This window comes from Caulobacter sp. Root1455 (genome assembly GCF_001426905.1).
Lineage (GTDB): Bacteria > Pseudomonadota > Alphaproteobacteria > Caulobacterales > Caulobacteraceae > Caulobacter.
In genome coordinates this window covers 1-26,233 of sequence record NZ_LMFQ01000008.1, presented here as the reverse complement: position 1 = coordinate 26,233, position 26,233 = coordinate 1, and the positions used below count along the sequence as shown (strand labels likewise).

Sequence of the window (26,233 nt, the reverse complement as noted above, 5' to 3'; positions counted from 1 at the left end):
GAGGGACGTCGTCTTTATCGATCTCGCGCCCTGCGCGAACCCGGTCTATGTTCGAATCATGGACGATGCGGGCGGAACGCTGGCAGATGATCAAGAGGCGCGGCGGCTGCGCGCCCTCGACGCCCTTCGCGCCTTCGACGGCGACCCGGCCGACCCCCGGTTCGATCGAATCGTCCGCCTGGCCTCACGCTTGTTCAGCGCCCCGCGGGCGGCGATCCGCCTGATCGGCAAGGACCGCGTCTGGTTGAAGGCCAAGGTCGGCTTCGACCATGACGAGGAGCCCCGTCCTCCCGGCCTGACCGAACGCCTGCGCGAAGACGGCGTGGTCTCGCAGCCGGACCTCGCCGGGGCGCCGGACCAGACCTTGCGTCCCTGGTGCGCCGACAGTCGGTTTTTCGCCTGCGCGCCGCTGAAGACGCCATCGGGGGAGATCGTTGGCCTGCTGACCGTCGAGGACACCCTCCCCCGGGACGGCGTCGACATCGGACTGACCGACGCCCTGGCCGACCTCGCCGCCCTGGCGATGGAAGAACTGCTGCACGATGCTGAAACGGCGCGCAACGTCGCCGAGCGCACGCTGGACAGCGATCGGATCGCCCTGGCCCTGCACGCCGCCAACCTCGGCGAGTTCGTATGGGACATGGTGACCGACACCGTGCGGATCAGCGCGCGGATGGCCCGCATCACCGAGGTTCCCGAAGGCCTCGCGCCCGCCCAGGGCGGCGAGACCCTGTACGCCTTCGTGCACCCCGACGAGCGCGAGGCGATCCGCGCCGAGGTCCAGGCCCAGCTGAGGAGCCAGGGACGCTACGAGGTCGAGTTCCGGCGGGTGTCGTCTGATCCGAACCGGGTGATCTGGAACAGCGTGGCCGGCCTGCTGGTCAAGGACGCCGCCGGCAAGCCGCTGCGGCTGATCGGCGTGGTCCAGGACATCACAGCCCGCAAGGACGCCGACGACCAGCGCGAGAACCTGCTCACCGAGCTGGACCACCGCATCAAGAACATCCTGGCCGTCGTGCAGTCGGTGGCCGGCCAATCGGCCCGCAAGGCCTCGTCGCTGGATGGTTTCCTCAAGGCTTTCAACGGCCGGCTCAAGTCGATGAGTTCGGCCCACGACCTGCTGAGCGCCGCGCGTTGGCGCGGCGCCACCCTGGCCCGGATCGCCGCCGCCGAACTGGGGGGCGTGGCCCCCAACCAGACCCGCTGGGACGGGCCGGAGCTGTTCCTGACGCCCCGGGCGGCCGCGGCCCTGTCGCTGACCCTGCACGAGCTGGCCGTCAACGCCGTGAAGTACGGATCGCTGTCGGTCGAGAGCGGCCGGGTCGAGGTGGTCTGGCGCGAAGCGCCTGGCGGCGGCTTCAATCTGGAATGGCTGGAGACCGGCGGGCCGATGACCTCGCCGCCCGACGTCCGCGGCTTCGGCATGACGCTGATCGAGGACGTGGTCGGCCGCGAGCTGGGCGGTCGGGCGACCATCGAATACAAGCGCAGCGGCGTCACGGCGATGATCCACGGCGCCGCCGACGCCCTGGTCGACGAGCCGGAACCCGAACCGGTCGAGGCCCCCGACGCCCGCATCGTCGAGACCGTCGGCGGCGGGGACGACAGTTTCAAGGCCGGCGACATCGCGGGGCTGAAGGTGCTGATCGTCGAGGACTCCCTGCTGTTGGCCATGGAACTGGAGGCCGGGCTGGAAGATTCCGGCGTGGAAGTGGTCGGCTGCGCGGCCGAGCTGTCCGAGGCCCTGCAGATGCTGGAGCTGACCTTCGACGCCGCCGTCCTGGACGCCGACCTCAACGGCCAGTCGGTGGCCCCGGTCGCCGAGATCCTGCGCCGCGAAGGCCGGCCCTTCGTGTTCGCCACCGGCTACGCCGACAAGGCCGCCCCGATGGGCTTCGACGCCCCGATCGTCCGAAAGCCCTACAACGTCCACCAGATCGCCCGGGCGCTGGCGTCGGTGACAGGGCGCTAGAACGGCCCTCTCCCCGCGGGGAGGCCGCCGAAGGCCGATGGGGGAGTTTTAGGACCGACCGGGATGTGGCGTTTGCCATCCACTCCCCCCCACCGTCGGCTTCGCCGACATCTCCCCCACAGGGGGGACCCTCAATCCGGCAATCCGTCGAACGCTTCGAGCCCTTCGGGGATCACCGCCCAGTCCGGCCGGCCCTTGACGAAGATCGCCACGGCCGGGTGGAAGAGCGACGGGTCGTCCAGCGAGCCGGCATAGATCGTGTGGGAGTCGGTCTGGCCCACCGGCCCGCCGAACACCAGGCTGGCGCAGGTCGGGCAGGAATTGCGCACCGCGTCGCTGCCCCGCGCCGACACGCAGGTGAAGGTCCTGGTCGGGGCGCTGAAGGTCAGGTCGGCGGCGGCGAAGGCCATGAACGGGATGAAGCCCGAGCCCGAGGCCTTGCGACAGTCGGCGCAGTAGCAGTGGCCCATGTACAGCGGCTTGCCCCGCGCCTCGTAGCGCAAGGCCCCGCAGAGGCAGCCGCCGGTATAGAGGGTCTGGTCGTCCATCCTAGATCACTCCCTTGGCCCGCAGCTTGGTGATCGCCTCGCTCGACAGTCCGGCCACCGCGCTCAGCACCGCGTCGGTATGCTCGCCCAGGGCCGGTCCCGGCCAGCGGACGCCGCCGGGGGTGTCGGACAGCTTGGGAAAGGCGTTCTGCATCTTCACCGTGCCGAACACCGGGTGGGCGACCTCGACGATCGACTCGCGGGCGGCGAATTGCGGGTCCTTCAGCATGTCGGGCGCGCGATAGACCCGGCCGACGGCCAGCCCGGCGTCCTCCAGCAGCGGCAGCAGGGTCTCGATGTCGTGCTCGACCGTCCAGCCGGCGATCGTGGCGTCCAGCTGCAGCTGGTTTCGTCCTCTTGCCGCGTGATCGCGGTAGCGCTCGTCGGTCGCCAGTTCCGGCCGGCCCATCGCCTCGCACAGGCGCTTGAACAGGGTGTCCTGGTTGGCGCCGATCAGGATCAGCTCTCCGCCGCGGGTGGGATAGACGTTGGACGGGGCGATGCCCGGCAGGATCGCGCCGGAACGTTCGCGCACATAGCCCGACAGGTCGTATTCGGTGATCAGGTTCTCCATCACCGTCAGCACGCTCTCGTAGATCGCCGCGTCGACCACCTGGCCCTTGCCGGTGCGCTGGCGGGCGTGGAGGGCCATCATCACGCCCAGGGCGGCGTTGAGGCCGGCCAGGCTGTCGCCGATCGAGATGCCCGCCCTCGCCGGCGGCCGGTCGGGCTCGCCGGTGATGTGGCGCAGGCCGCCCATGGCCTCGCCGATCAGAGCGTAGCCGGCGCGGTGCGAATAGGGGCCGGTCTGGCCGAAGCCCGAGACGCGGGCCATCACCAGGCCGGGATTGGTCCTGGCCAGGTCGTCATAGCCCATGCCCCACTTTTCCAGCGTGCCGGGCCGGAAGTTCTCGACCACGACGTCGGCCTTGGCGATCAGGGCGCGGGCGACGTCACGGCCCTCGGGCGCGCGCAGATCCAGGGTCACCGAGCTCTTGTTGCGGCCGATCACCGGCCACCAGGGCGAATGGCCCTTGGGCTTGGTGCGGCCCCACTGGCGCATCGGGTCGCCGGCCTTGGGGTCCTCCAGCTTGATGACCTCCGCGCCGAAATCGCCCAACACCTGGCCGCAGAACGGTCCCGCGATCAGCGAGCCCATCTCGATCACCCGCAGGCCGTTCAGCGGCGCTTCGGCCATGCGTTTCTCTCCCGGCGATCACGGAACCCATCACGGGTGCGTGAAGTTCTCTATGCCACCTCGGCGCTGCGCGGCGCCGAACAGCTTCAATGTTCTAGAAAAACGCGCAGGGAAAGAAAGCCATGACTCGTAAGCTTCTCATCGTCGGCGCCGCCATCGCCGCCCTCAGCGTCGCCGCCTGCAACCAGAAACCCGACGAGACCAAGGGCGCCGCCACCCCGGCCGAACAGGCCGCCACCCCGGACGCCAACCCGTCGGCCACCGTCCCGACCCCGTCGGACGAAACCAAGGCCGCCACCTTCGTCGAGAAGGCCGCCGCCACCGACATGTACGAAATCGAAGCCGCCAAGGTCGCGGCCAAGCGCTCGACCAACGCCGAGGTGAAGAAGTTCGCCGCGATGATGGAAAAGGCCCACACCAAGACCACCGAGGACCTGAAGGCCGCCATCGCCGCCTCGGGCGCGGCCCTGACCCCGCCGACCGCCCTGCCGGCCGACCTGCAGGACAAGCTGGACGACCTCAACAAGGCCAGCAACGAAGACTTCGACAAGACCTATGCCGACGACCAGGTCGACGTCCACCAGGCGGCCCTGAACCTGATGCAGCGCTACGCCCAGGACGGCGACACCGCGGCCATCAAGGCCTTCGCCGCCGCCACGGCCCCGGCCGTGCAGGAGCACCTGAACGAGGCCGAAGGCCTGAAGAAGGGCTTCGTCCACTAGCCAAGTCTGGTTCCGGAGCGCGCGCGAGCGCGCTCCTCGATCTACGGAATCGCGTAGGCGACCGTCGCCTTGGCGGCGGCTCGCTCGCGCGATTCCGACCAGATCAGCACGTCGACCGTGGCGATCCGGCGGCCCAGCTTGAGCAGGGTCCCCTCGGCGTAGAGCTCGCCCGGCTTGGCGCCGCGCAGGAAATGGATGGTCAGGGACGTGGTCACCGCCATCGCCACCTCGCCGATATGGGCCAGGATCACCGCATAGGCCGCGGTGTCGGCCATGGCCATCTGGGTCGGCCCCGAGATCAGCCCGCCCGGCCGCAGCGCCCGGCTGGCGAAGGCCTGCCGCACCAGCACCCGCCCAGGCTCGGCCTCGACCACCTCGGGAAGCTGCGCCCCCGCCTCCGGAAAGGCCCTGGCGAGGAAGGCGTTCAGCTGGGCCGCGTCGAGCTTCAGCGCTGTGTCGTCGGCCATGTCGCCTCCTCGCCGCTTCCGCGCTCGCGCTTCCTCAGCGCACCGTGACCTTGGCGGTGTTGTCGTCGCCGTTGCGGTCGATGACGATGTTGTAGGGGTCCACGCCCGCCACCTTGGGCGCGACCTTGGTCACGAAGGTCAGGGTCTGGGTTCCCGAGCGAATCCGCCGACGCTCGAACGCCACGACCTTGTCCTCCGCGAAGCCCTTCTTGCCGGGCTCCATCGTGAACAGGCCGACGTCCAGCACCTCGTCCAGCGGCGCGGCGGTCTCCTGGCCCCGACCCTGGGCGTACAGCTTCTTGGCCTCGATCGTCAGGACGGTTTCGAACCGCCCGTCGGGCAGCTTGCGCGTGGTCGCCGTCTTGGTCTTCAGGTCGTAGAGCGTGATCTTCTCGAACAGGTCGGTGATCAGCGCCTGCTTGTCGGCCGGAACCTCGGCGCGCAGGGCGGCCAGAAAGTCCAGCGAGGTCGGATAGGGCGCGCCCTTGAAGGCGTGGTCGGCGATCAGCTTGCGCAGGGCCCGGTTCACCGTGTCTTCGCCCACCTCGTGCTGCAGCCGGTACATGACCAGCGAGCCCTTGCGATAATAGACGTAAGGCTGGCTCTCGACCCGGGCCAGCGGCTGCTCCTCCAGGGGATCGCCGCCGCGGGCCCGCAGGTAACTGTTCAGTTCGAACTTCAGGAACTTGCGGATCTGGGCCTCGCCGTACATCCGCTTCATGACCATCAGGGCCGAGTATTGCGAGAAGGTCTCGCTCAGCATGGCGCCGCCCTGCTGATCGGCGCCGATCACCTGGTGAGCCCACCATTGGTGGCCGATCTCGTGGGCCCCGACATAGGTGACCATGTCGATCTTCTCGGGATCGTCGTACTTGGCGATGAAGAACAGGTTCTCCGACCACGGAATGGTGTTGGCGAACGACTGGGCGAAGTCGGCGTAGCCGGGGAACTCCTGGAACCGCAGCTGGCGGAACTGGTAGGGGCTGAAATTGGCCTGGTAGTAGTCGAGCGAGGCCTTCATCCCGGTCTTCATCCGCTCGATGTTCCACGGATGGTGCGGGTCGTAATAGATCGCCAGGTCGACGCCCTTGTAGCGGTCGCGGGCGACGGCGTAGCGGGCCGACTGGATCGACATGTAGGGCAGGATCGGCGCCTCGGTGACGAAGCGGGCCGTGCGGCGGCCGCCGCGAACCTGGTCGGACACCTGGTAGCCCGGCGCGATCGGCGTCTGGTCGATCTCGGTCGTCACCGTGATGTCGGAAGACACGAAGTCGGCGTCGTGACGCAGGCCGTTGAACTGGCGGCTGGGGATGTCGCCCAGCTTGGCGATGCGCCGCTCGGGCGGCAGGCCGTACTTGCGGCGCTTGGCGCGGTCCTGCAGCAGGCCGTCGCGGCTCATGCCCAGGGTGGGCGCGATCTCGGTGTTGTTGATGAAGGTCCCGTTGTCGACCACCCGGGTGTCGTCGCCCCGGTTGCGGAAGCCCTTCTGAGCGCGCTCGGTGATGAAGCTCATCATCCGCCGCTCGCCCGGCTTCATCGGCGTGTCGAATACGAAGATCCGATAGTTGAAGCGGTCGAAGGTCTGCTTGGAGCGGGCGCCCTCGATCGACAGACCGCGGACCTTCAGGTCGCGATCGAAGCGAACGTGGATTTCCTTGAGGATCTGACCGCTGCGGTTCTCCAGCGTGTAGACGCCCTTGGTGTCCACGCGCGGATCGTGCGGGTGCAGATCGACGTCCAGCTTCATCGCCACGATCTTCGGCTGCGGCGTGTTCTCGAAGCGCAGCAGGGTCTTCTCGTAGTCGGCCTGCCACTTCTCGTTGTCGATCTTGGTCCGATAGACGTTCCAGACGTTGGTGTTCACATAGATGAAGCCGCCGGCGGCGACGAACACCGCCGCGGCGACCGCGAAGGTGAGGCCGGCCTTGCCGGTCAGGCGGCTCGGCAGGCGGCGCAAGCGCGGCCAGAGCCGGGTCTCGGTTCCCCGTCGCCAGAGGGCGTAGGTCAGCACCACCAGGCCCACGGCGAAGGCGGTCCAGTAGAGCCGGAACCACCAGGCGCCGATCCAGAACTTGCCCAGCCGGTTGATGTCGGAGGTCGGGACGTCGGTGACCCCGCCATAGTTGTAGAGGTTGTGCTCGAAGCCGAGGTTCACGAAGGTCAGGGTGCTGACGATGTAGATCACCATCAGGCCCAAACCGAGGAACTTGTGGCCGGCGATGGCCTGCAGGAAGACCGCCAGCACGGCCAGCAGGATCCAGTCGACCGCCTGGGGCAGCAGATACCAGAGCAGGTACTTGTCGAGTTCGAGATTGAAGTAGCCGTGGGCCAGCTGGCTGACGATCGCGGCCAGGACGCTGACCGCCAGGGTCGACAGCAGCACCAGCGAGATGGCCGCCACCTTGGGCGCGACGAAGGCCCAGTCGGCGACGGGGGCGGCGTCGATGATCTCGTGCGTCTTGCGGTCGCGTTCGCGCCAGACCAGCTCGCCGGCGTAGTAGATGGCGATGATCATCGGGATCAGGCTGAACGAGCCGGCCAGGGGCCTCAACAGCATCCGGGTCAACGGACGGATCGCGCCGCCGTACGACCCCACGTCGGTGGCGAACCACAGGGCTCCGGCGCAGTTGACCAGGCCCAGGGCCAGCAGGACGAAATAGGCCGGGCTCTTGAACACCTGGCCCATGTCCAGCCGGGTGCGAGCCACCAGCTGGGCCCAGGCCCAGGCCGCGTCGAAACGCGGCGCGACACGGGTCACGGGCATGGACGGCGGGGCCTCGGCCATGACCTCGGACGACGAAGCGGCCTTGCGCTTGCCGACACGCGCGCCCGAAAGTTCGGCGGACTGGAAGCGGAACAGGCTATAGGCCAGGACCAGGAAGCCCGCGGAGGCGGCCAGCGCCAGGCCCCGGTTGAACAGCAGGGCGCCGGCGACCGGCGGGATCAGGGTGTTGCGCTCGCTGGCCGTCCAGTACTTGGTGACCAGACCATAGGCGGCGGTGCCCAGCGGCTCCCACAGCGCGGAGGCCTGTTCGAACTCGGGCTTGCCCAGGGCGATGTTGGCGACGATCCAGACCACCATGAAGGCGATGACGCCGACATAGGTCCACATCATCGAGCGGGTGACGGTTGCCAGGGCGAAGAACATCGCGCTGGTCAGCAGCAGCGACGGCAGGGCCAGGACGACATAGGCGAACACATAGGCGTCCAGCCGATTGGGTCCCAGGAGCTCGCTGTCGACCCAGGGCATCAGCGAGCCCAGGAACACCGCCAGCGGCACGACCAAGAACGAGATCGCCGCGGCGGCGAAGGCGCCCAGGAACCGGCCGTACAGATAGTCGAACTTGGTCAGGCGCGTGGCCCGCAGGATGGGCCCGAAGCCCGTCTCGTCGTCGCGCACCACCACGTTCGAGACGAAGGCCGTGGTGACGAACATGTAGAACAGCGAGAAGATCAGGTGGCTCTCGGCCAGGGCGTAGGGGCCGTTGCGATGGTCGCTGGGGCCCAGGCCAATGCTGATCTGGCTGATCGTGGTGACGCCGAAGGTCAGCAGGAAGAAGATGACCGCCACCACCCAGAACACGGGCGATTTCAGCTGGTAGCGGAGTTCGAAGCCGGCGATCTTGCCAAACATCCGTGAGCCCTCAGGCCGCGCGACGGGTGTTGGACAGGGTGGAGAAGTAGACGTCCTCCAGCCCCCCCTCGACCGGGGCGAAGCCGTCGCCCGGATCCTGGTCGGCCAGGACATGGATCACGGTGCGGCCGCCCAGCAGGCGGGTGGAGATGACCTGGTGCTGCGTCTTGGCCGCCTCGAGCTCGGCCTTGTCGATGACCTTGCGCCAGATCCGGCCCGAAAGCTGGCCGACCAGGTCGCGCGGCGCGCCTTCCTTGACGATGCGTCCGTCGCAGATGATCGCCATGGTCGGGCACAGGTCCGAGACGTCCTCGACGATATGGGTCGACAGGATCACCACCACGTTCTCGCCGATCTCGGCCAGCAGGTTGAGGAAGCGGTTGCGCTCTTCGGGGTCGAGGCCGGCGGTGGGTTCGTCGACGATGATCAGCCGCGGGTCGCCGATCAGGGCCTGGGCGATGCCGAACCGCTGGCGCATGCCGCCCGAGAAGCCGGCGATGGCCTTCTTGCGCACGTCCCAGAGATTGACCTGGTTGAGCAGGCTCTCGACGACCGCCTTGCGCTCCTTGGGCCGAGCGATCCCCTTCAGCACCGCCATGTGGTCCAGCATGTCGTAGGCCGAAACGCGCGGATAGACGCCGAAGTCCTGCGGCAGGTAGCCCAGGGTGCGTCGCAGCTGGTCGGGCGACTTGAGCACGTCGATGTCGCCGAACCGGATATAGCCGGACGTCGGGGCCTGCAGCGTGGCGACGGTGCGCATCAGGGTCGACTTGCCCGCGCCGTTCGGGCCCAGCAGGCCGTACATGCCGCCCGGTATCGTCAGGCTGACCTCGTCGAGGGCTTTCACGCCGTTGGCGTAGACGTGAGTCAGGTTCTCGATGATCAGCATCGTCGGTCCCGGGCCCCTTCGACGTCGACATGGCGGGTTTTCGCCACAATTGCCTCCCCGTCATGCCTTGTCGTCGCAGGTGGGGGCAAGTGAAAGAACGTTTAGACACGCGCCGTGGCCGTCGTGTTGCAGGATCATGTCCTCACGAAGGTGACTTTTGGCGGAACCGGTTTGGGTCTAATCAGGCGCCATGACGCACTTCGCCTTCCCCCCGCCCGCCCAATCCACGGTTCCGGTCGAAGGCGGCGACTCCGTCTTCCCCGTGCGGCGGATCCTCTGCGTGGGCCGCAACTACGCGGCGCACCGGCGCGAGATGGGCGCCGACGAGCGCGACCCGCCGTTCTTCTTCGCCAAGCCGGCCGACGCCGTGGTGATCGGCGACAAGGTTCCCTACCCGGTCGCCACCCACGACCTGCACCATGAGATCGAGCTGGTGATCGCCCTGAAATCGGGCGGCGCCAACATCGCGGTCGAACAAGCGATGAGCCATGTGTTCGGCTACGCCGTCGGGGTCGACCTGACCCGTCGCGACCTGCAGGCCGCCGCCAAGACCAAGAGCCATCCCTGGGACGCGGCCAAGGGCTTCGACGCCAGCGCGCCGATCACCGCCATCGTCCCCGTCGACCGCGCCAAGCCCGACGGCGCGATCACCCTCAGCGTCAACGGCCACGTCCGCCAGACCGGCCAGATCGCCGACATGATCTGGACGATCCCCGAGATCATCGCCGAGGCCTCCAAGCTGTGGACCCTGGCGGCCGGCGACCTGATCTTCACCGGCACCCCCGAGGGCGTGGCCGCCATCGGCCGGGGTGATCGGGTCGTAGGTCAAGTCGAGGGCGTGGGCGAGCTCGCCTTCACCGTGGTCTGAGGCCCGGCCATGCAGCTCACCCTCCACAGCGCCTGGCGGTCCAGCGCCGCCTATCGGGTGCGGATCGGCCTGAACCTCAAGGGCCTGGCCTACGAGACCGCGCCCGTGAACCTGGTCGCAAACCAGCACCAGGCGCCGGCCTTCGCCGCCCTCAACCCGCAGCGGTTCGTCCCGGCCCTGGACGTCGACGGCAGGGTGCTGACCCAGAGCCTGGCGATCCTGGAATGGCTGGACGAGACCGTTGCCGAGCCGCGCCTGTTGCCCGTCGACGCCTTCGACCGCGCCACGGTGCGGACCATGGCCCAGATCGTCGCCAGCGACATCCACCCGGTGAACAACCTGCGCATCCTGCGGGCCCTGGGCGGCCTGGGGATCGACGAGGCCGCGCGCGACGCCTGGATCCAGCGCTGGATCACCGACGGCTTCACGGCCCTGGAGACGCTGATCGTCCAGCACGGCGGGAACTTCGCCTTCGGCGACGCGCCCGGCCTGGCCGACTGCTGCCTGGTCCCGCAGGTCTACAACGCCGAGCGTTTCAAGACCGACCTGTCCCCGTTCCCGGCCATCCGCGCGGTCGCCGCGCGGTGCGCCGAGCACCCGGCCTTCGCGGCCGCCCATCCCAACCAACAGCCGGACGCCATCCATGCTTGAAGACCTGAAGAGCAACAATCTGGCCTGGTCGCTGCGCAAGACCGAGGCCGACCCCCAGTTCTTCAAGCGCCTGGAGGGCCAGCAGAGCCCGGAATATCTGTGGATCGGCTGCAGCGACAGCCGGGTGCCGGCCAACGAGATCGTCGGCCTGGATCCGGGCGAGCTGTTCGTCCACCGCAACGTCGCCAACCTGGCCCCGCCGCAGGACGCCAACTACCTCAGCGTGCTTCAGTTCGCGGTCGACGTGATCAAGGTCAAGCACGTGATGGTCGTGGGCCACTACGGCTGCGGCGGCGTGGCGGCGGCCATCGACGGCCAGCGGCGCGGCCTGGTCGACCACTGGCTGCACCCGATCCGCGAGGTCCACGCCGAGCACAAGCACGAGCTGGACGCCATCGGCGACCAGAAGGCCATGCTCAACCGCCTGTGCGAACTGAACGTCATCCGCCAGGTGCGCAACGTGGCCTCCGACGTCTTCGTCCAGGACGCCTGGGCGCGCGGCCAGCAGTTGTCGGTGCACGGCTGGGTCTATTCGCTGGGCAACGGCCTGGTCACCGACCTGAACGTCGGGATTTCGAGCCTGGAGGACTACGAGCGGGTCGCCAGCGGGCCTTGCTGAGCCTCTTTACTTCGCCCGCAAGGGGAGAAGGATCGGATCAGCTACCCTTCCACCCGGAAAACCCGCCCCGTCGCCGGCTCGCGGATAAGGTCCACGCGGGCGCCGTCCCAGCGGTAGTCCAGGTGCCGGCCCTGGACGACGTTCGAGGCCAGGTCGGGATAGAACAGGCCCACGCACTGGCCGCCCGCGTGACGCTGGCTGGGATAGACCACCCCCTCCGAACCCGCGGCGCGCAGCTGGGCGCCCAGGGCCTGGCCGGGCCGGCAGTCGTCGGGGTCGAGCGCCGGACCCAGGGCCGGATCATCGCCGCGCAGGTCGTGCAGCGCGCCCCGCACGTCCAGCACGATCTCGCGGAACTGCGAGGTCCAGCCGGGGGCCTGGGCGGTGGCGGCCATGAACCGGGCGTGGTGATGGATGGTCTCCGACAGCGCGACCTCGAAGCGGTCGGCGACATAGAGCACGCCGAACGCCCCGGCGGTGAACCGGCTGGGACGATCGGGACTGACATGGGTGAACGGGGCCATCAGATAGCTGGCGCCGGCCCCCGCCACCCAGCGGTCCCGCGGCACGAGATCCAGGTTGCCGATCGTTTCCATCAGGCGAGGATTGGTCTTCTGCTCGGCGGCGATCAGCAGCGGCCAGTCGGCGGGGTCGGCGATGTCCTCGAACAGGTCGATCGGCGGCCAGGCGCTGCGGATGATCCGGACCGCCCCGCGCCAGGCGATCGGCGCGCGCGGGATCGTGGCCGGGTCGATCACCAGGCCCCGCGCTCGGCGTCCAGGTAACGCCGCACCCGCATCAGGTCGGTCAGCTCGCCGCCCAGCATCACTTGCAGAGCCGAGCGGCCGCCGAACGCGGTGTTGGGCGCCTTGATCCAGGCATAGCCGCGCTGCGGTTCCTGGAAGATCAGCCGCAGGGCCTTGTGAACGCCCATCAGGTTGGACAGCCGCGCCTTGCCGTCGCGATTGATCCGCCCGATCTCGCCGGCCTTCCAGCGCCGATAGCTGCGCACCGGCTGGTCCAGCAGGGTCGCGGCCTCCTCGTCGGTCACGCCCCACAGCTTCAGCAGGTTGACCGTCGCGCGAAACATGGCGGCGGCCTCTTCGTCCGAGATCGGCTCGGGGATGAAGGCCTTGGGTTCGGTGTCGACCAGGGTGACGAGGGTCACGGGCATGCTCCTATTGGCTGAATATAAGATATTCGATGCCAAATGGCAATCTTAGCCGACCGGAGCCTTGATCCGCACCCGCGCGGAGGCCGCGCGCCCCTGGGCGTCGACCACCTTCAGCCGGTAAAAGCCGGGCGCCGCGGGACGCCAGATGACCTTGCCGCTGACCGGGTCGGAGGCGAGGGGCTGGCCGGCGACGTACCAGGTCAGGTCCTCGCCGCCGGCCGCCATGACCAGGCCGCGCGCGCCGGGGCCGACGTCGTCGACCTGCACCGTGGCGCCGTCCGGCGGAAAGATCAGGCGGGGGCCTTCGGAGGCCTGTCGCAGGCGCTGCAGGGCGCCCGGCGCGGCTTTGGGGGCGATCGGGCGCGGGGCGATGGCCGGGGCGTCGATCACGTCGGCGACGTCGAACAACAGGGGCAGGGCCGCGTCGCGCCCCGTCAGGCCGCCGCGCGCCCCGCCGTCGGCCCGGCCGGTCCAGACGATGATCGCATAGCCGCCGACCACCCCCGCCGCCACCGCGTCGCGGAAGCCGTAGGAGGTGCCGGTCTTGAAGGCCATGGCCGGCCCGCCCTTGGTCAGGGCCGACGGCGCGCGGCCGCGCGGCGCCGGGGCCTCGCGCAGGATGTCCAGCACCTGGGCCGCGGCTTCGGCCCGGACGATGCGGGTTCCGCCCATGCGCTCGCGCGACTTGGCCTCGGCCTCCGTGAAGGCCAGGGGCTTGGCCACGCCGCCGTCGCCGAGCGCGGCGTAGAGCACCGCCATGTCGCGCGGCGTGATCCCCGCCCCGCCCAGGGCCAGCGCAAGCCCCGAAGCCTTGACCGCCGCCTTCGGCCGCACCAGCCGCACGCCGGCGCTCTCCAGCCGGGCGGCGAAGGCGTCGGGGCCGATCTTCTCCAGGGTGGCGACGGCCGGGACGTTCAGCGAATAGGCCAGGGCCTCGCGCGCCGTGACCTTGTCATGGAACACGTGGTCGAAATTCTCGGGCTGGTAGTCGGCGAAGCGGGTGGCGGCGTCGTCGATCTGGGTGTCGGGGGCCAAGGCGCCGTCGTCGAAGGCGAAGGCGTAGATGAAGGGCTTGAGGGCCGAACCGGGCGAGCGCACGGCGCGGGTCAGGTCGATCCAGCCGCCGGGCCGCTCGCGCCCGGCCGAACCGACCAGGGCCAGCACGGCGCGGTCCTTGATCCGCACCACCAGGATGGCGGCGGTGACGTCCGGTCCCTGCGAGGCCGCGACGGCGGCGGCCATCGGTTCAAGCCGGGTCTGCAGGTCGGCGTCGATCGTCGAGACCACGCTGGGCTGGCCGGCCGGCGCCGCCAGGGCCAGTTCGCCGGCCGCGTGCCAGGCCAGGACTGGGAAGGCTCCGCGCCGGGGCAGCGGCTCGGCCTCGGCTTCGGACGCGGCGGCTTCGGTCAGCACGTGGGCCCGGACCATCTTGTCGAGCACGGCGCGGCGGGCGGCGCGCGCGGCCTCGGGGCGGCGGTCCGGACGACGGGCCTCGGGCGACTGCGGCAGAGCGATCAGCAGGGCCTGCTCGCCGTCGGTCAGGCTGGTCGGCTCGTGACCGAAATAGGCCAGGCTGGCGGCCCGCACCCCCTCCAGATTGCCGCCATAGGGCGCCAGGGTCAGATAGAGGGCGAGGATCTCCCGCTTGGTCAGCCGCGCCTCCAGCTGGGCGGCGCGAACCATCTCGATCAGCTTGGAGCCCAGGTTGCGGGGCCTGGGCTCCAGCAACCGGGCGGTCTGCATGGTCAGGGTCGAGGCGCCGGAACTGGCATGGCCGTGGATCAGCGCCGAGCCGGCGGCGCGGACCAGGGCCAGGGGGTCGACGCCCAGGTGGCCGTGGAACCGCGCGTCCTCGACGGCGATCAGCCGCTTTTGAAACGTGGGATCGGTGCGCTGGAGATCCGCCCGCACCCGCCAGCGCCCGTCCTCGACCGGCAAGGCGCGCAGCCAGGCGCCGCGATGGTCCAGCACGACGGGCGACGAACGTCTGGCGCGGGCCATATCGGGCGGGAAGGCGGCGCTCAGGGCGAACAGCACGACCTGGACGGCGACGAAGGCGACGAGGGCGCGGGTGAGGCGGGAGATGGTGATCATCGACTCGTATTCTCGGTCCTCATCCTGAGCATGTCGAAGGACGAGGACCGACGCACAGCGTTGGAGAGCGCCCCCCGCCCTTCGACAAGCTCGGGGTGAGGGGCGAATTCAGGCGTCTCGCCCTACCCTCCCGGCGCCACGTTGATCCGCCCCGCATCCGACCGCGCGTTCAAGCTCGGCCGGTACATGTCCTTGGCGACCGCCCCGGGCAGGAAGAACTCGCCCGGCGTCACGGCCCGCGCCACGTAGGCCATGGCGAACGGCTTGTTCCCCTCCAGGTCCAGGGCGGCGATATAGCGGTCGTCGCGGCTTTCCTGGACGTCGGGATTGGTCAGCTCGCCCAGGAACTTGAACGGACCGTTCTGGGCGTCGTCGGCCCCCAGGGTGGTTTCGATCTCGAAGCCGGCCGGCAGGGCGTCGTCGACCACCAGGGCGGTCGAGCGGGCCTGCATCGAGCGGCCCGAGACCAGCACGATCACCCGGTCGCCCTGGTGGATCTGCCACGGATCGATCGCCCCGCCGTTCATCGAGAACAGCCGCTTGGACACCGACAGGCCGTTGGCCTCGGCCCCCGGGGCGGCGACCGGGGTGCCGCGCACGCTGACCGTCCGCCACAGGGCGCCCTTGCCCTTGTTGACGAAGCGGGCGTCGGCCAGCCGGCCCACCGCCCAGCGCGGGGTCCCGGCGGCCGGCGGCAGGGCCGTCACGCCCTGGGCGTCGATGGTGATCGGACCGGCCGCCTTCAACAGTTGCGAGGCCGCGAACAGCACCGCGGCCTGCTCCTGGGTGTTCAAGGCGTCGGGATCCTTGACCACGTTCTCGAGCCGTCCCTGCAGCTGGCGGGCGATGTCGCCCTGGCCGGCCTGGACCGCCAGGGCGGTGATCGTGGCGACGTCGCGCAGCGGGCTCTGGTACCAGTCGCTGTCGTCGCGCCAGCCCAGCGAGCGGACCGCCTGGCGCATGGCCGAGCGGGCCCGGGCCTGGTCGCCCATCAGGGCCAGGCCGGCGGCCACCTGGGCCTTGGCCAGGGGCTGGTCCTCGTCCTTCATCTGCACGTCGTGCCACCAGCGCAGGCGCGCCAGGTCGCCGCGCCCGGCCTTGGCCATCACGTAGAGGGCGTAGGCGCTGGCGCGCCGGCGCATGCGCTCGGTGGCCTTCTTGGAGTCGTCGGGCGAGCGGCCCCACCATTCGGGATATTCCAGGCGGTAGGAGACCGAGCTCCAGCCGTCGGGACGGCTGATCTGGCGCATGGCGTTCAGCGCCTTGTCCATCGCCTCGTCCGGAACCGCGATGCCCTGGGCCTTGGCTTCCACCAGGAAGTCGGTGGCGTAGGCGCCCAGCCACGCGTCGGCCTCGCCGTCGCCCACGCGCCAGAGCCCGAAGGCCCCGTCCAGGGTCTGGCGGTCCAGCAGCTTGCCCACCGCCCCGGCCAGGATCGCCGGATTGCGTTTCAGCTTGGGATCGCTGGAGACGCTCTGGGCGTAGAGCAGCGGATAGGCGGTCGAGACCAGTTGCTCGGTGCAGCCGTAGGGGTAGCGCTGCAGAGCCACCGCGATGGCCGAGGGGTCGAAGCCCTTGAACGGCGAATAGCTGACCTGCAGCGTGATGTCGCCCGCCGCCAGGCCCGACAGCAGCTGGGCGTTGGGCGTATAGCTCATGCCCGGCTGCTGCAGCTCGGTCGTCGTGCGCACCACGTCGCCCCAGCCGAGGCGCGTCTGGATCGGATAGTCCTTGGCCGTCTGGAAGCCGGGGCCGGCGACCTTGAAGCCGACCTTGCCGATCCCGGTGACGGTGGGCGCCAGGAACGGGATCTTCTCGGCGATCCGCTGCCCCAGAACCAGGGTGATCACCTTCCTAAAGGCCACGGCGATGCCGTTGGTGGCGTTGGCCTCCACCGTATAGGCGCCGGGCTTGCCCTCGACATTGTGCATCTCCAGCGTCGCCATCGGCTTGTCGCCGGGGGCCAGGAAGCGCGGCAGGTTGAGGTCGGCCACCACCGGCTGGCGCACGGTCATGGCTTTCGAGCCCGAGCCGACGGCGTTGTCGGTCCAGGCCACGGCCATGATCCGCAGCTCGCCGTTGAAGTCGGCGGCCGGCAGCCTGACCACCGCCTTGCCGTCCAGGCCCGTCTCGACGATCCCCGACCACAGGGCCACGGTCTTGATCGGCGTCACCGTCAGCCCCTCGCCGCCCAGCTCGTCGGCGCCGAAATTGACATTGGCCGGCGCGCCCATGTTCGGGTCGAGCAGGCGGCCGTAGTCGTCACGATAGTTCAGGGTCAGGGCCCGCTTGCCGAAGTACCACTTGGCCGGGTCGGGGCTGTCCTGGCGGGTCAGGCGCAGGATGCCCTCGTCCACCGCGGCGATGGTGACCTTGGCCTTCTGGCCGAAGCCCAGGCCCTGCACCTTGATCGGCACCTCGACCGGGGCCTTGGAGTCCAGCTTCACCGGCGTGCCGATGTCGACGGTCAGCTTGCGGCCCTTGGGGTCGAGCGGGACATAGATCAGACCCAGGGCCCGCTTGGGCTTGGGCGAGCTGACCGGGTCGCGCGGCTGGATCACCGTGACCATCACATAGGCCCCGCCGCCCCAGGCGGCCGACGTCTTCAGGCGCACGGTCGTGCCGTTCTCGCCGACGCTCAGGGTCTTGAAGTCGATCAGCCGGTCGGTGGCGACGGCCACCTGGGCCTGGCCGGCATAGGGCGACTTCAGGGTGATCTCCACCGTGTCGCCCTGGGCGTAGGCCTTGGTCCCGGCGCTGACCCGCACGAAGTCGGGCGCCTCGCCCTCCTTGGCCGGCGAGCCCCAGCCCGACGAGAACTTGGTCACGGTCTTGGCGCCGTCGGGCCCCTCGACCACCAGCCGATAGTCGCCCCAGCCCAGACGGCGGTTGAAGCGCGCCGGCTGGCCGGCGCCGATGTTGACCGTGGCCTTGGCCACCACCGCGTCGCGGCTGGTGCGCCGCCACTGCCAGCGGCCGTCCTGCTGGAACCAGTCGTAGTTCCAGTTCTCGCTGATCAGGGTGTAGGTCGCGGTCGAGGCGATGCGGGCCCCGGCGGCGTTGACCGCGATCATCTCCAGGCTGACCGGCGGATCGCCGCGCCCGGCGTCGCCCTGCTCGACCTTGACGCCGTAGTACACGGGCTTGCCGCGCACCTTCAGCTCCAGCCCCTCGCGGACCGGACGGCCGCCAGGCTCGAACACCGAGGCGGTCACCGCCGCCACCAGCGGCTGGGCGGTGTCGCCGGCCTCGGTGGTGGCCAGGTTCAGCATGGCGTGGCCGTCGCCGTCGGTGACGGTGGTGCCCAGCTCGATGAACCTCTCGTCGAAGGGCGTCAGGTCGTCGCCCCATTCGTAGCCCTTGAACTGCGGGAACGGATCGTTGTCGAGCCGCAGCCGCGCCTCCCCCTGGGTTTGAAGCCCGGCGCCGGGCGCGCCGTAGAGGAAGCGGGCCGAGACGTCGATCTCGCGCGCCTGGCCGGCCGCGACCGGCACGGACTCCTGGCCCGTGGCGGTGACCGCCAGCCGCTGCGGGGCGAAATCCTCGACGCTGAAGCTGAACGACCCGGAGTCGGCCTCGACCCCTTCCATCTTCAGCACCGCCGTCCAGCGGCCGCGCGGCGCGCTGCGAGGCAGAGCGATGTCGGCCAGCACGGCGCCGGCGTCGGCGCGGCTGAAGGCGTAGCGCTTGAACTCCACGCCCGAGGGCCGCTTGACCAGGATGTAGCCCTTGCGGTCGTTGACCGCCTTGGCCAGCCGGTCGCGGACCATGGCCGTCAGGTGCACGGTCTCGCCCGGGCGATAGATGCCCCGGTCGGCGTAGAGATAGCCGTCGATATCGGTGCTGAGCGCTCGGCCGCCGTCGGACTCGGTGCGGCCGCCGACGCCCTGCTTGGACAGGTCGACCGGCGAGCGGTCCAGGTCCAGCACCGCCAGGTCGCCCTGTTCGCCATAGGCCATGACCATCTTGGCCCGCGCCGCGCCGTCGCCCTCGAGCAGGGCGTGAGGGAAACGCGCCCGGCCGTCGGCGTCGCTCTTGGCTACCGCCAGGTCCTCGCCGTCCTTGGCCACCAGGGCCACGCGCACGCCGGCCACCGTCTTGGCGGTCTTCAGCGAGCGGACGACCACGTCCAGGGATTCGGCGCCGTCATAACCGATCAGGGCCATGTCGGTGAACATGATCCAGCGGCGGGCCTGGGCCGGGCTGGGCTCGCCCTCGCCGTCCGGATCGCGGCCGCCCGAGGCGTCGCGCGCCTTGATCACATAGCCGCCCGGCTTCATTTCCTTGAGCACCGCGCCCAGCGGGAAGACGGTGGTGGCCTTCTGGCCGGCCGCGCCCTCGACGCTGATCACGCCCTTCCAGACCTGGCGGCCCTCGTCGTCGGGGCTGTCGTCGCCGTAGTCGCTGGAATAGTCGCCCTCGCCGCTCGGATCCGGGGCGCTGATCGACTTGCGCACCAGGTTGCGGTCCGACACCCGCCAGACCTCGATGGCCAGCTTGGAGACGTTCATGGTCTCCAGGGCCACGCCGTCGGATTCCTCGCGCGGCAGGATCACGCCGTCGCCGGCGAAGCCCACGTACGGCGGCTTCTCGCCGAAGGTGAAGTCGACGTCGGCGTTGGCGCCCAGGGTCTCGCCGTTCTTGCCGGGCAGCCCCTTGAGCAGGGTGACGCGATGGTCGGTGAAGCCGACGCCGCCGATGCACAGCTCATCGTTCTTGACCCGCACGGCCGGCTGGCGGCCCAGATCCGGGGAGAGCAGCACGAAGTCGGCATAGGCCTTGGACGGGTCCAGCGGCTTGCTCATCTGGACGCAGGCCATCGGCTCGGCGCCGGAGCTGTCGATGCGGCTGCGCCAGACGGCGAAGCCCTCGGGCTTGGGAATCCCGCGCCGGGGCGCACTGGCCGAACGGGGCTTGCCGAACAGCGACCAGGCCTGGCCCTTGGGCGCCTCGGCTGTCGGGGCCTTGTGGCCGAACCAGCCGAGGTCGGCGACCTTGCCGACCGCGAAACCGCCGCCGAAGCCGACGACCAGGGCGGCCGCGCCCACGGCGACCAGCGGAGACTTCAACTGCGGCGGGATCCGGCCCTTGAGGGCTTCCCAATGGGCGGCGAGACGGGTGGCGAGGGGTTCGCGACCGCCCTTGGGCGGAGTCTCGTCCGTCGACATCCCAGTCTCCCCCAACTTTAGCGTGTCGGGAGACTTGAGCCTAAGCCGGGCAACGGGTCAACGGATCAGCGGAACAAGGTTATGCGTCGAACGCCACCACGCCGCTGGCCAGGTCGTAGGTGGCCGAGACGATCTTCAGACGGCCTTCGGACAGCTTCTCGGCCAGGGTGCCGTCGGCCACCTTCAGGCGGGCGGCGACGTCGCGGACGTTCTGGCGGATGGCCGCGTCCTGCAGATCGGCCGGATGCTTGTCCTGGGCCTCCAGCACCGCCGGCATGATCGGCAGCACCATGTTCAGCAGCGCGCCGTGCAGATCGACGTGCTTGGTGGCCACGTCCACCGCCGCGCCGACGGCGCCGCACTTGGTGTGGCCCAGCACCACGACCAGAGGCGCGCCCAGGTGCTCGACGGCGTAGACGATCGAGCCCAGACCCTCCTGGCTGACCGTCGAACCGGCCACGCGGACCACGAACAGTTCGCCCAGATTGCAGTCGAAGACCAGTTCGGGGCCGACGCGGCTGTCGCTGCAGCCGACGATCACCGCGAACGGCCGCTGGCCCTTCGAGAGTTCGGCGATGCGGACCAAGCTCGGCAGGGCGATGCTGGCTCCGCCGCGCGCGAAGATGGCGTTGCCCTGCTTGAGCCGGCCCAGGGCCTCGTCCGGGCTGACGGCCGGCGGGTGCACTTCGGCCGGTTCGACCGCGTTGGGGTCTTCCAGCGGCTTGACCTCGGCCAGGGCCTTGTCGAGCGCGGCCTTGTCGGTCGCCTGGGACTTCAGGGCCCGGCGCGTGCGGCGGCCCTTGCGGGTCAGCACCGACGGCGTGGGATTGTCGCCCTCGGCCCAGGCCAGGGCGGGCACGGCGAGGCCCGACGCCAGCGCGCCCAGCAGCATTCGTCTCGAAACCATCTCATCCCCCGACGAGTACAGCGATTAGGTCGGCCCTAGTTCTGGCCGCAAAGGGTTAACCACGACGCAACATCGGCCTCAGAGCGGCAATTCGACACGTTTGACCACGGTGCGCATGGCGATCGACGAACTGACCCGCACGACGCCGGGAATTCGGGTCAGGCCCTGGGCGTGCACCCGCTCCAGGTCATCGACGTCGGCCACCACCAGCCGCAGCAGATAGTCCGAGCCGCCGGTCATCAGGTAGCACTCGGCCACCTCGCGGACATTGGCGATGGCCTTCTCGAAGGCGCTGAGCGTCGCCTCGGCCTGGGACGACAGGGTGACGGTGACGAAGACGCTGAGCGGCAGGCCCACCGCCCGCTCGTCGATCACCGCCGCATAGCGCCCGATCACCCCCGTCTCCTCCAGGGCCTTCACGCGGCGCAGGCAGGCGGATTCGGAAAGATTCACCGCCTCGGCGAGTTCCACATAGCTGGCCCGGCCCCGCCTCTGGAGCAGGTTCAGCAGCTTGCGGTCGAAGGCGTCGAGGTCTGCCGCAGGTTTCTTCAACGCAAAGGCTCCATCACGATGGAATCCTGCATATCACGGTTACGGACGCATGAAATCCCCCAGGAACCTGCGTTCGGTCAGGCGTAAACCAGCGTCAAAAGCCATTTGCCAATCAAAACTTGGCTGGAGGAGACTATCATGCGCGTTGGCGTGCCTTCCGAGATCAAACCGGGCGAACATCGGGTCGGCCTGACCCCCACGGCCGTGCGCGAATATGTCGGCCATGGCCACTCCGTCCTGGTCCAGGCCGGCGCGGGCCTGGGCGCCGGCTATGGCGACGACCTCTACGTCAAGGCCGGCGCGACCATCGCGCCCGACGCCGACGCGGTGTTCGAAGGCGCCGAGCTGATCATCAAGGTCAAGGAACCGCAGAAGGTCGAGTGGGAGCGCCTGACGCCCCGCCACATCCTGTTCACCTATCTCCACCTGGCGCCCGATCCGGCCCAGACCGAGGGCCTGCTGGCTTCCGGCTGCGCGGCCATCGCCTATGAGACCGTCACCGACGCCAAGGGCGGCCTGCCGCTGCTGGCCCCGATGTCGGAAGTGGCCGGCCGCATCGCCGTCTTCTCGGCCGCCGAGACCCTGCTCAAGCACAATGGCGGCATGGGCCTGCTGCTCTGCGGCGTGCCCGGCGTTCCCCCGGCCCGCGTGGCGGTGCTGGGCGGCGGCGTGGTCGGCTCCAACGCCGCGCGCATGGCCGCGGGCCTGGGCGCCGAGGTCGTGGTGCTGGAACGCTCGATCCCGCGCATGCGCGAGCTGGACGACCTCTATCAGGGCCGCATCCTGACCCGCTATTCGACGATGGCGGCGGTCGAGGACGAGATCCTCAAGGCCGATGTGATCATCGGCGCGGTGCTGACCGCCGGGGCCGCGGCCCCCAAGCTGGTCAAGCGCGAGCACCTGTCGAAGATGAAGCCGGGCTCGGTGCTGGTCGACGTGTCGATCGACCAGGGCGGCTGTTTCGAGACCAGCCATCCGACCACCCACGCCGAGCCGACCTACACGGTCGACGGCGTCGTCCACTATTGCGTGGCCAACATGCCCGGCGCCGCGCCGCGCACCTCGTCCGAAGCCCTGGGCAACGCCACCCTGCCCTTCGGCCTGGCCCTGGCCGACCACGGCCTGGACGCGCTGAAGACCAACGTCCACCTGGCCAAGGGCCTCAACGTCCTGGCGGGCCAGCTGACCCACCCGGCCGTGGCCGAGGCGCTGGGCAAGGCGTCCGTGGACCCTTACGGGGCTTGGAAGTAGCAAAAGGTCCTCCCCCCGTGGGGGAGGTGTCGGCATAGCCGACGGAGGGGGGAGCGATCGGGCGTCGACCGCCTTACGACTCCCCCCACCGGCCTTCGGCCTCCTCCCCCACGGGGGGAGGGTCTATCGGGTTCGGCCTTAAGCCGCGAAACGGCCCAGGTCCTGGTGGCTCTCCACCAGGTCCAGCACGTCGTTCATCGAGAAGCTCGGATCGGCGGGATACAGCGCGTCGTAGATCGAGCGCGCGAACGCCAGGTCGGCCGGGGTCTTCACCCGCCAGTCGTAGTGCGACCAGTCGCGTTGGGCCTTCAGGTGAGCCTGGCGGAAACGGTCCGGCCGCTCGCGGATGGCGGCGGTCGGCGAGATCATGGCCAGGGGATCGCGAACCTCGGCGGCGGCCATGCGCAAGGCCTCGACCGTGACCACCTCGACCTCGAGACCGGCCGGATAGGTGCGCTCCACGCGGTTGGAAGTGTAGGCCGCGCCGCTGACCTGGGCCAGGCGGACGGCCTCGTCGACCACGGCGGGGTCGACGAACGGCGCGTCGCCCTTGATGCGCACGATGTGGCTGATCGGGCCGGCGGCCTCGGCGCAGCGGGCGATGCGGTCGAGGATGTCGCTGCCCGAGCCGCGGTGCACGGCGTAGCCGCGCGACACCACCAGCCCGGCCAGGCCGTCGTCGTCCTCGGCGTCGCTGGTGGCGACGATGATCTTGTTCAGGCGCCGGGCGCCGCGCAGCCGCTCGAGTTGGCGCAGGATCATCGGCTGACCCTGGAGGGTGGCCACAGCCTTGCCGGGCAGACGCTTGGAGCCCATGCGGGCCTGGACGACGGCGAGGATCATGGCGTTCGGCTCCCTCTTTTGTTTCTCAGCTCTTCTTCGGAGGCTGAGCTTTGATTCGCCTGGTCGTCAGGCGACCCAACGTCGCGGGTCCAGGGCCACCGGATCGTCGATGGCCATGTCGTCCCAATCGAGGTCGGGCGGCGGACTGGAGGCGGCGGCGACCACGGCCGACAGTTCGGCGGCCGAGGTGACGCCCACGAGGACGGCGCTGGCTTCGACGCGCGACAGGGCGAACCCCAGGGCGGCCTGCAGCGGATCGGAACGGCCCTCGGCGATCATCCGGCGCACCTTCGACAGGCGGCCCGAGGCCCCCTTCAGCTGGGCGGGAACGCGGTCGGGCGGCAGGAACAGCAGGCCGTTCAGGAAGATCGAGCGCAGCTGCACCTCGATCCCCATGCCGGCGATGCGCTGCAGCGAGCCGTCGGCCAGCAGGCGCTGGTCGAGCAGGCTGGCGGGCGCCTGAAGAATGTCGGGCTTGAAGCGGCGGGCCACGCCCACCGGATCGTCGCTGGCATGGGCGGCGACGCCGATCTTGGCGAACAGCCCCTCGTCGCGCAGGCGGGCCAGGCGGTCCCAGACGGCCGCGCCGTGCGGGCCGAACAGTTCCGAAGGCGAGGAAACGATGATCGCGTCGGCGCGCTCGACGCCCAGCCGGCGCAAGCTGGCGCGGGCCTCGGCCTCGACGAAGTCGGGACCGCGGTCGGCGCGGGCGGCCGACAGGGTGACGCGGAACGGCACGGGACGGGGAAGCAGATCGCCCAGCACCTGCTCGGCGCGGCCGTAGTTGCCCGACACGTCCAGCACCGACAGACGGGCGCGGGCGGCGATGCCGAGAATGTCGCGAGCTTCGGTTTCCGGCGAACGGGCGCGCGGCGACGCGCTCATGCCGTCCAGTCCGAACTGGGCGGCGGCGAGACCGAGCTTGGAAACGGAGAGCGACATGGAAATCCGTGCGGACTGAACACCAGTGTCGGCAAGCCTACGCCCCAAGGTTTGAAGAAGGCGTTTCTGGAAACTTTCCGAGGCGTTAACATGCTTGGCAATGAACCTGCCCGATCACGCCGACACCGACGTGTCTCTCGCCCCCGCCGCCGCCGCGTCCGATTGGCCCCTCCACGGCCTGGCGGACGACATGCGGCCGGCCCTGGCCGACGCCCTGGCGCGGGGGCCGGCGGCCTTGGCGACCATCGTTTCCCTGGGTGACGGCGGTCCTCGCCCGGTCGGCACGCAGATGGTGTTCGGGCATGACGCATTGGGAGGGGGCAGCCGGGCCGGCTTCCTGTCCGGCGGCTGCATCGAGGCCGACGTCGAGGACCACGCCCGGGCCTGCGTGACCGACGGCCGGCCCCGGCGGCTGGTCTATGGCGAGGGCAGCCCCTGGCCCGACATCCGCCTGCTGTGCGGCGCGCGAATCGAGATCCTGGTCGAGCGAATCGCCTCCGACGATCCGGCCGCCCGCGAACTGCTCGCCCTGGCCGGCGCCCGGATTCCGGCGAGGTGGATCAGCGACGGCGACCGTCGGCTCTGCGCTCCGGCCTCGGAAGACCTTCCGGCCTGGCCCGGGGCCTTTTCGCGCCGATTCGATCCGCCGCCCCGGCTGGTGGTGTTCGGCGGCGACCCGACGGCCCTGGCCGTGGCCAGCCTGGGGGCGCAGTCGGGCTTCCACACCACCCTGGTGCGCCCCAAGGGCCCGACCTCGACGCCGCCCTTGCCCAGCGTGGCCTACCGCCGTGACGACGTCGCCGCCGCCGTGGCCGCGATCGGCCTGGACGCTTGGACGGCGGTGGCGATCTGCGGCCACGACGAGGATGTCGACCACCAGGCCCTGCTGGCCGCCCTGCCCTCGGCCGCGCCCTATGTCGGCCTGCTGGGCGCGCGGCGGCGGCTGGGCGAGCGGCTGGCCCGCCTGCGGGCGGCCGGGGTCGGCGAACGCGACCTGCAAAAGCTGCGCGCGCCGATCGGCCTGGACCTCGGCGGCAAGGCGCCGTTCGAGGTGGCCGTGGCGGTGATCGGCGAGATCATGGCCGCCCGGCATGGCCAACCGGCCCTGTCGCGGCGGGCGTCCTCCGCCCCCGATGGGGGCGGACAGGCGGCGAAGCCGCCAGGTGGGGGCAAGTCCTAGCGGGCAGGGTGTTGCAGGCACGGCTTGTCGACCTCGAGCTTGCGCGGCGAGTGGATGGGGAGGCGCGGAGCGGTCCGGGCCCAGCCCGGATGACCGTGAGTTTGAGTGTGCGTTTCGGCTAGACCTGACCGCTCCGCGAAACCGTTCTTCTCAAGGGACGGCGACTGAGGGCTTGTTTCATCCCGGTCGACGTTCTCCCTCGGGCGGGCAGGATCAAAGTCGCCCGGAAGGGGCCGTCGGCGACTCCGACANCGAGTGGATGGGGAGGCGCGGAGCGGTCCGGGCCCAGCCCGGATGACCGTGAGTTTGAGTGTGCGTTTCGGCTAGACCTGACCGCTCCGCGAAACCGTTCTTCTCAAGGGACGGCGACTGAGGGCTTGTTTCATCCCGGTCGACATTTCCCCTCGGGCGGGCAGGATCAAAGTCGCCCGGAAGGGGCCGTCGGCGACTCCGACTGATCCTCGAACAGGCCGGTTTGAACTCCCGGCCCCGTCAACCCGCCTGTCCCGCCATCGTCCCCGCCGGGCCTTGGAGCCTTCTGAGCCCCGCCGCCA

At 69.9% G+C, this 26,233-nt stretch carries 20 protein-coding genes; 7 read left to right on the top strand and 13 right to left on the bottom strand.

All coding sequences use genetic code 11. The features are described 5' to 3' along the window. Positions 1-58: 58 nt before the first annotated feature. Positions 59-1,972 carry an HWE histidine kinase domain-containing protein gene (locus ASD21_RS05970; protein ID WP_056438180.1) on the top strand — a complete coding sequence of 638 codons (1,914 nt, stop codon included), beginning with the start codon at positions 59-61 and terminating at the stop codon, positions 1,970-1,972. Positions 1,973-2,103: 131 nt separating this feature from the next. On the opposite strand, the gene ASD21_RS05965 is transcribed toward ASD21_RS05970, so the two are convergent. Further along, positions 2,104-2,520 (bottom strand): GFA family protein, encoded by a 417-nt coding sequence (locus ASD21_RS05965; protein ID WP_056438178.1) that lies wholly within the window; start codon positions 2,518-2,520, stop codon positions 2,104-2,106. A 1-nt stretch (position 2,521) separates the two neighbouring features. Then, complete coding sequence (locus ASD21_RS05960) at positions 2,522-3,718, bottom strand: CaiB/BaiF CoA transferase family protein (protein WP_056438175.1); 1,197 nt, start codon at positions 3,716-3,718, stop codon at positions 2,522-2,524. A 122-nt stretch (positions 3,719-3,840) separates the two neighbouring features. On the opposite strand from ASD21_RS05960, the gene ASD21_RS05955 reads away from it, so the two are divergent. Next, the gene (locus ASD21_RS05955; RefSeq protein ID WP_056438172.1) at positions 3,841-4,440 is read left to right on the top strand and encodes a DUF4142 domain-containing protein; all 600 of its coding nucleotides are present in this window, start codon (positions 3,841-3,843) and stop codon (positions 4,438-4,440) included. A gap of 41 nt (positions 4,441-4,481) precedes the next feature. Here the strand turns inward: ASD21_RS05955 and ASD21_RS05950 are convergent, their stop codons facing one another. From ASD21_RS05950 to ASD21_RS05940, 3 genes are read right to left on the bottom strand one after another with little or no spacing between them, the layout of a single operon-like run. Next, positions 4,482-4,907 (bottom strand): PaaI family thioesterase, encoded by a 426-nt coding sequence (locus tag ASD21_RS05950; protein ID WP_056438169.1) that lies wholly within the window; start codon positions 4,905-4,907, stop codon positions 4,482-4,484. A 34-nt stretch (positions 4,908-4,941) separates the two neighbouring features. Continuing rightward, positions 4,942-8,541 carry an ABC transporter permease/M1 family aminopeptidase gene (locus ASD21_RS05945; protein ID WP_056438166.1) on the bottom strand — a complete coding sequence of 1,200 codons (3,600 nt, stop codon included), beginning with the start codon at positions 8,539-8,541 and terminating at the stop codon, positions 4,942-4,944. A gap of 10 nt (positions 8,542-8,551) precedes the next feature. Then, a complete protein-coding gene (locus ASD21_RS05940) occupies positions 8,552-9,430 on the bottom strand; it encodes an ABC transporter ATP-binding protein (RefSeq protein WP_056438163.1) in 879 nt (292 codons plus the stop codon). 190 nt (positions 9,431-9,620) lie between these two features. Between ASD21_RS05940 and ASD21_RS05935 the strand changes: the two genes are divergently transcribed. Genes ASD21_RS05935 through ASD21_RS05925 form a run of 3 tightly spaced genes read left to right on the top strand, consistent with a single transcriptional unit; the run spans position 9,621 to position 11,568 of the window. Further along, positions 9,621-10,298, top strand: coding sequence for a fumarylacetoacetate hydrolase family protein (locus ASD21_RS05935; protein WP_056438160.1), 678 nt, complete (start codon positions 9,621-9,623; stop codon positions 10,296-10,298). A gap of 9 nt (positions 10,299-10,307) precedes the next feature. After that, the gene (maiA, locus tag ASD21_RS05930) at positions 10,308-10,949 is read left to right on the top strand and encodes a maleylacetoacetate isomerase (RefSeq protein WP_056438157.1); all 642 of its coding nucleotides are present in this window, start codon (positions 10,308-10,310) and stop codon (positions 10,947-10,949) included. Next, the gene (locus tag ASD21_RS05925) at positions 10,942-11,568 is read left to right on the top strand and encodes a carbonic anhydrase (protein ID WP_056438154.1); all 627 of its coding nucleotides are present in this window, start codon (positions 10,942-10,944) and stop codon (positions 11,566-11,568) included. Before maiA ends, ASD21_RS05925 begins: the two co-directional genes overlap by 8 nt. Before the next feature lie 41 nt (positions 11,569-11,609). Here ASD21_RS05925 and ASD21_RS05920 read toward each other — a convergent pair whose 3' ends face one another. The 6 genes from ASD21_RS05920 to ASD21_RS05895 form a co-directional block, all read right to left on the bottom strand. Beyond that, positions 11,610-12,326 carry an RES family NAD+ phosphorylase gene (locus ASD21_RS05920; RefSeq protein WP_056438151.1) on the bottom strand — a complete coding sequence of 239 codons (717 nt, stop codon included), beginning with the start codon at positions 12,324-12,326 and terminating at the stop codon, positions 11,610-11,612. Next, positions 12,323-12,742 (bottom strand): MbcA/ParS/Xre antitoxin family protein, encoded by a 420-nt coding sequence (locus ASD21_RS05915; protein WP_056438148.1) that lies wholly within the window; start codon positions 12,740-12,742, stop codon positions 12,323-12,325. The genes ASD21_RS05920 and ASD21_RS05915 overlap by 4 nt, the downstream gene beginning before the upstream one ends. Before the next feature lie 45 nt (positions 12,743-12,787). Further along, complete coding sequence (gene pbpC, locus ASD21_RS05910; protein WP_056438146.1) at positions 12,788-14,836, bottom strand: penicillin-binding protein 1C; 2,049 nt, start codon at positions 14,834-14,836, stop codon at positions 12,788-12,790. A gap of 122 nt (positions 14,837-14,958) precedes the next feature. Then, positions 14,959-20,004, bottom strand: a complete 5,046-nt coding sequence (locus tag ASD21_RS05905; RefSeq protein ID WP_056438143.1) for an alpha-2-macroglobulin family protein — start codon at positions 20,002-20,004, stop codon at positions 14,959-14,961. A 79-nt stretch (positions 20,005-20,083) separates the two neighbouring features. Further along, entirely contained in the window at positions 20,084-20,911 is an 828-nt protein-coding gene (locus ASD21_RS05900) for a carbonic anhydrase (protein WP_056438141.1), read from the bottom strand. Positions 20,912-20,989: 78 nt separating this feature from the next. After that, positions 20,990-21,463, bottom strand: a complete 474-nt coding sequence (locus ASD21_RS05895; RefSeq protein ID WP_056438139.1) for an Lrp/AsnC family transcriptional regulator — start codon at positions 21,461-21,463, stop codon at positions 20,990-20,992. Positions 21,464-21,601: 138 nt separating this feature from the next. Between ASD21_RS05895 and ald the strand changes: the two genes are divergently transcribed. Beyond that, the gene (gene ald, locus ASD21_RS05890; protein ID WP_056438136.1) at positions 21,602-22,714 is read left to right on the top strand and encodes an alanine dehydrogenase; all 1,113 of its coding nucleotides are present in this window, start codon (positions 21,602-21,604) and stop codon (positions 22,712-22,714) included. A 138-nt stretch (positions 22,715-22,852) separates the two neighbouring features. On the opposite strand, the gene ASD21_RS05885 is transcribed toward ald, so the two are convergent. Together ASD21_RS05885 and ASD21_RS05880 are read right to left on the bottom strand one after the other, a co-directional pair. Further along, complete coding sequence (locus ASD21_RS05885) at positions 22,853-23,557, bottom strand: glycosyltransferase family protein (RefSeq protein WP_056438133.1); 705 nt, start codon at positions 23,555-23,557, stop codon at positions 22,853-22,855. A 66-nt stretch (positions 23,558-23,623) separates the two neighbouring features. Beyond that, complete coding sequence (locus tag ASD21_RS05880) at positions 23,624-24,499, bottom strand: bifunctional regulator KidO (RefSeq protein ID WP_056438130.1); 876 nt, start codon at positions 24,497-24,499, stop codon at positions 23,624-23,626. A 190-nt stretch (positions 24,500-24,689) separates the two neighbouring features. Here ASD21_RS05880 and ASD21_RS05875 point away from each other — a divergent pair, with 190 nt between their 5' ends. Next, the gene (locus tag ASD21_RS05875; RefSeq protein WP_235524847.1) at positions 24,690-25,679 is read left to right on the top strand and encodes an XdhC family protein; all 990 of its coding nucleotides are present in this window, start codon (positions 24,690-24,692) and stop codon (positions 25,677-25,679) included. Positions 25,680-26,233: the final 554 nt, after the last annotated feature.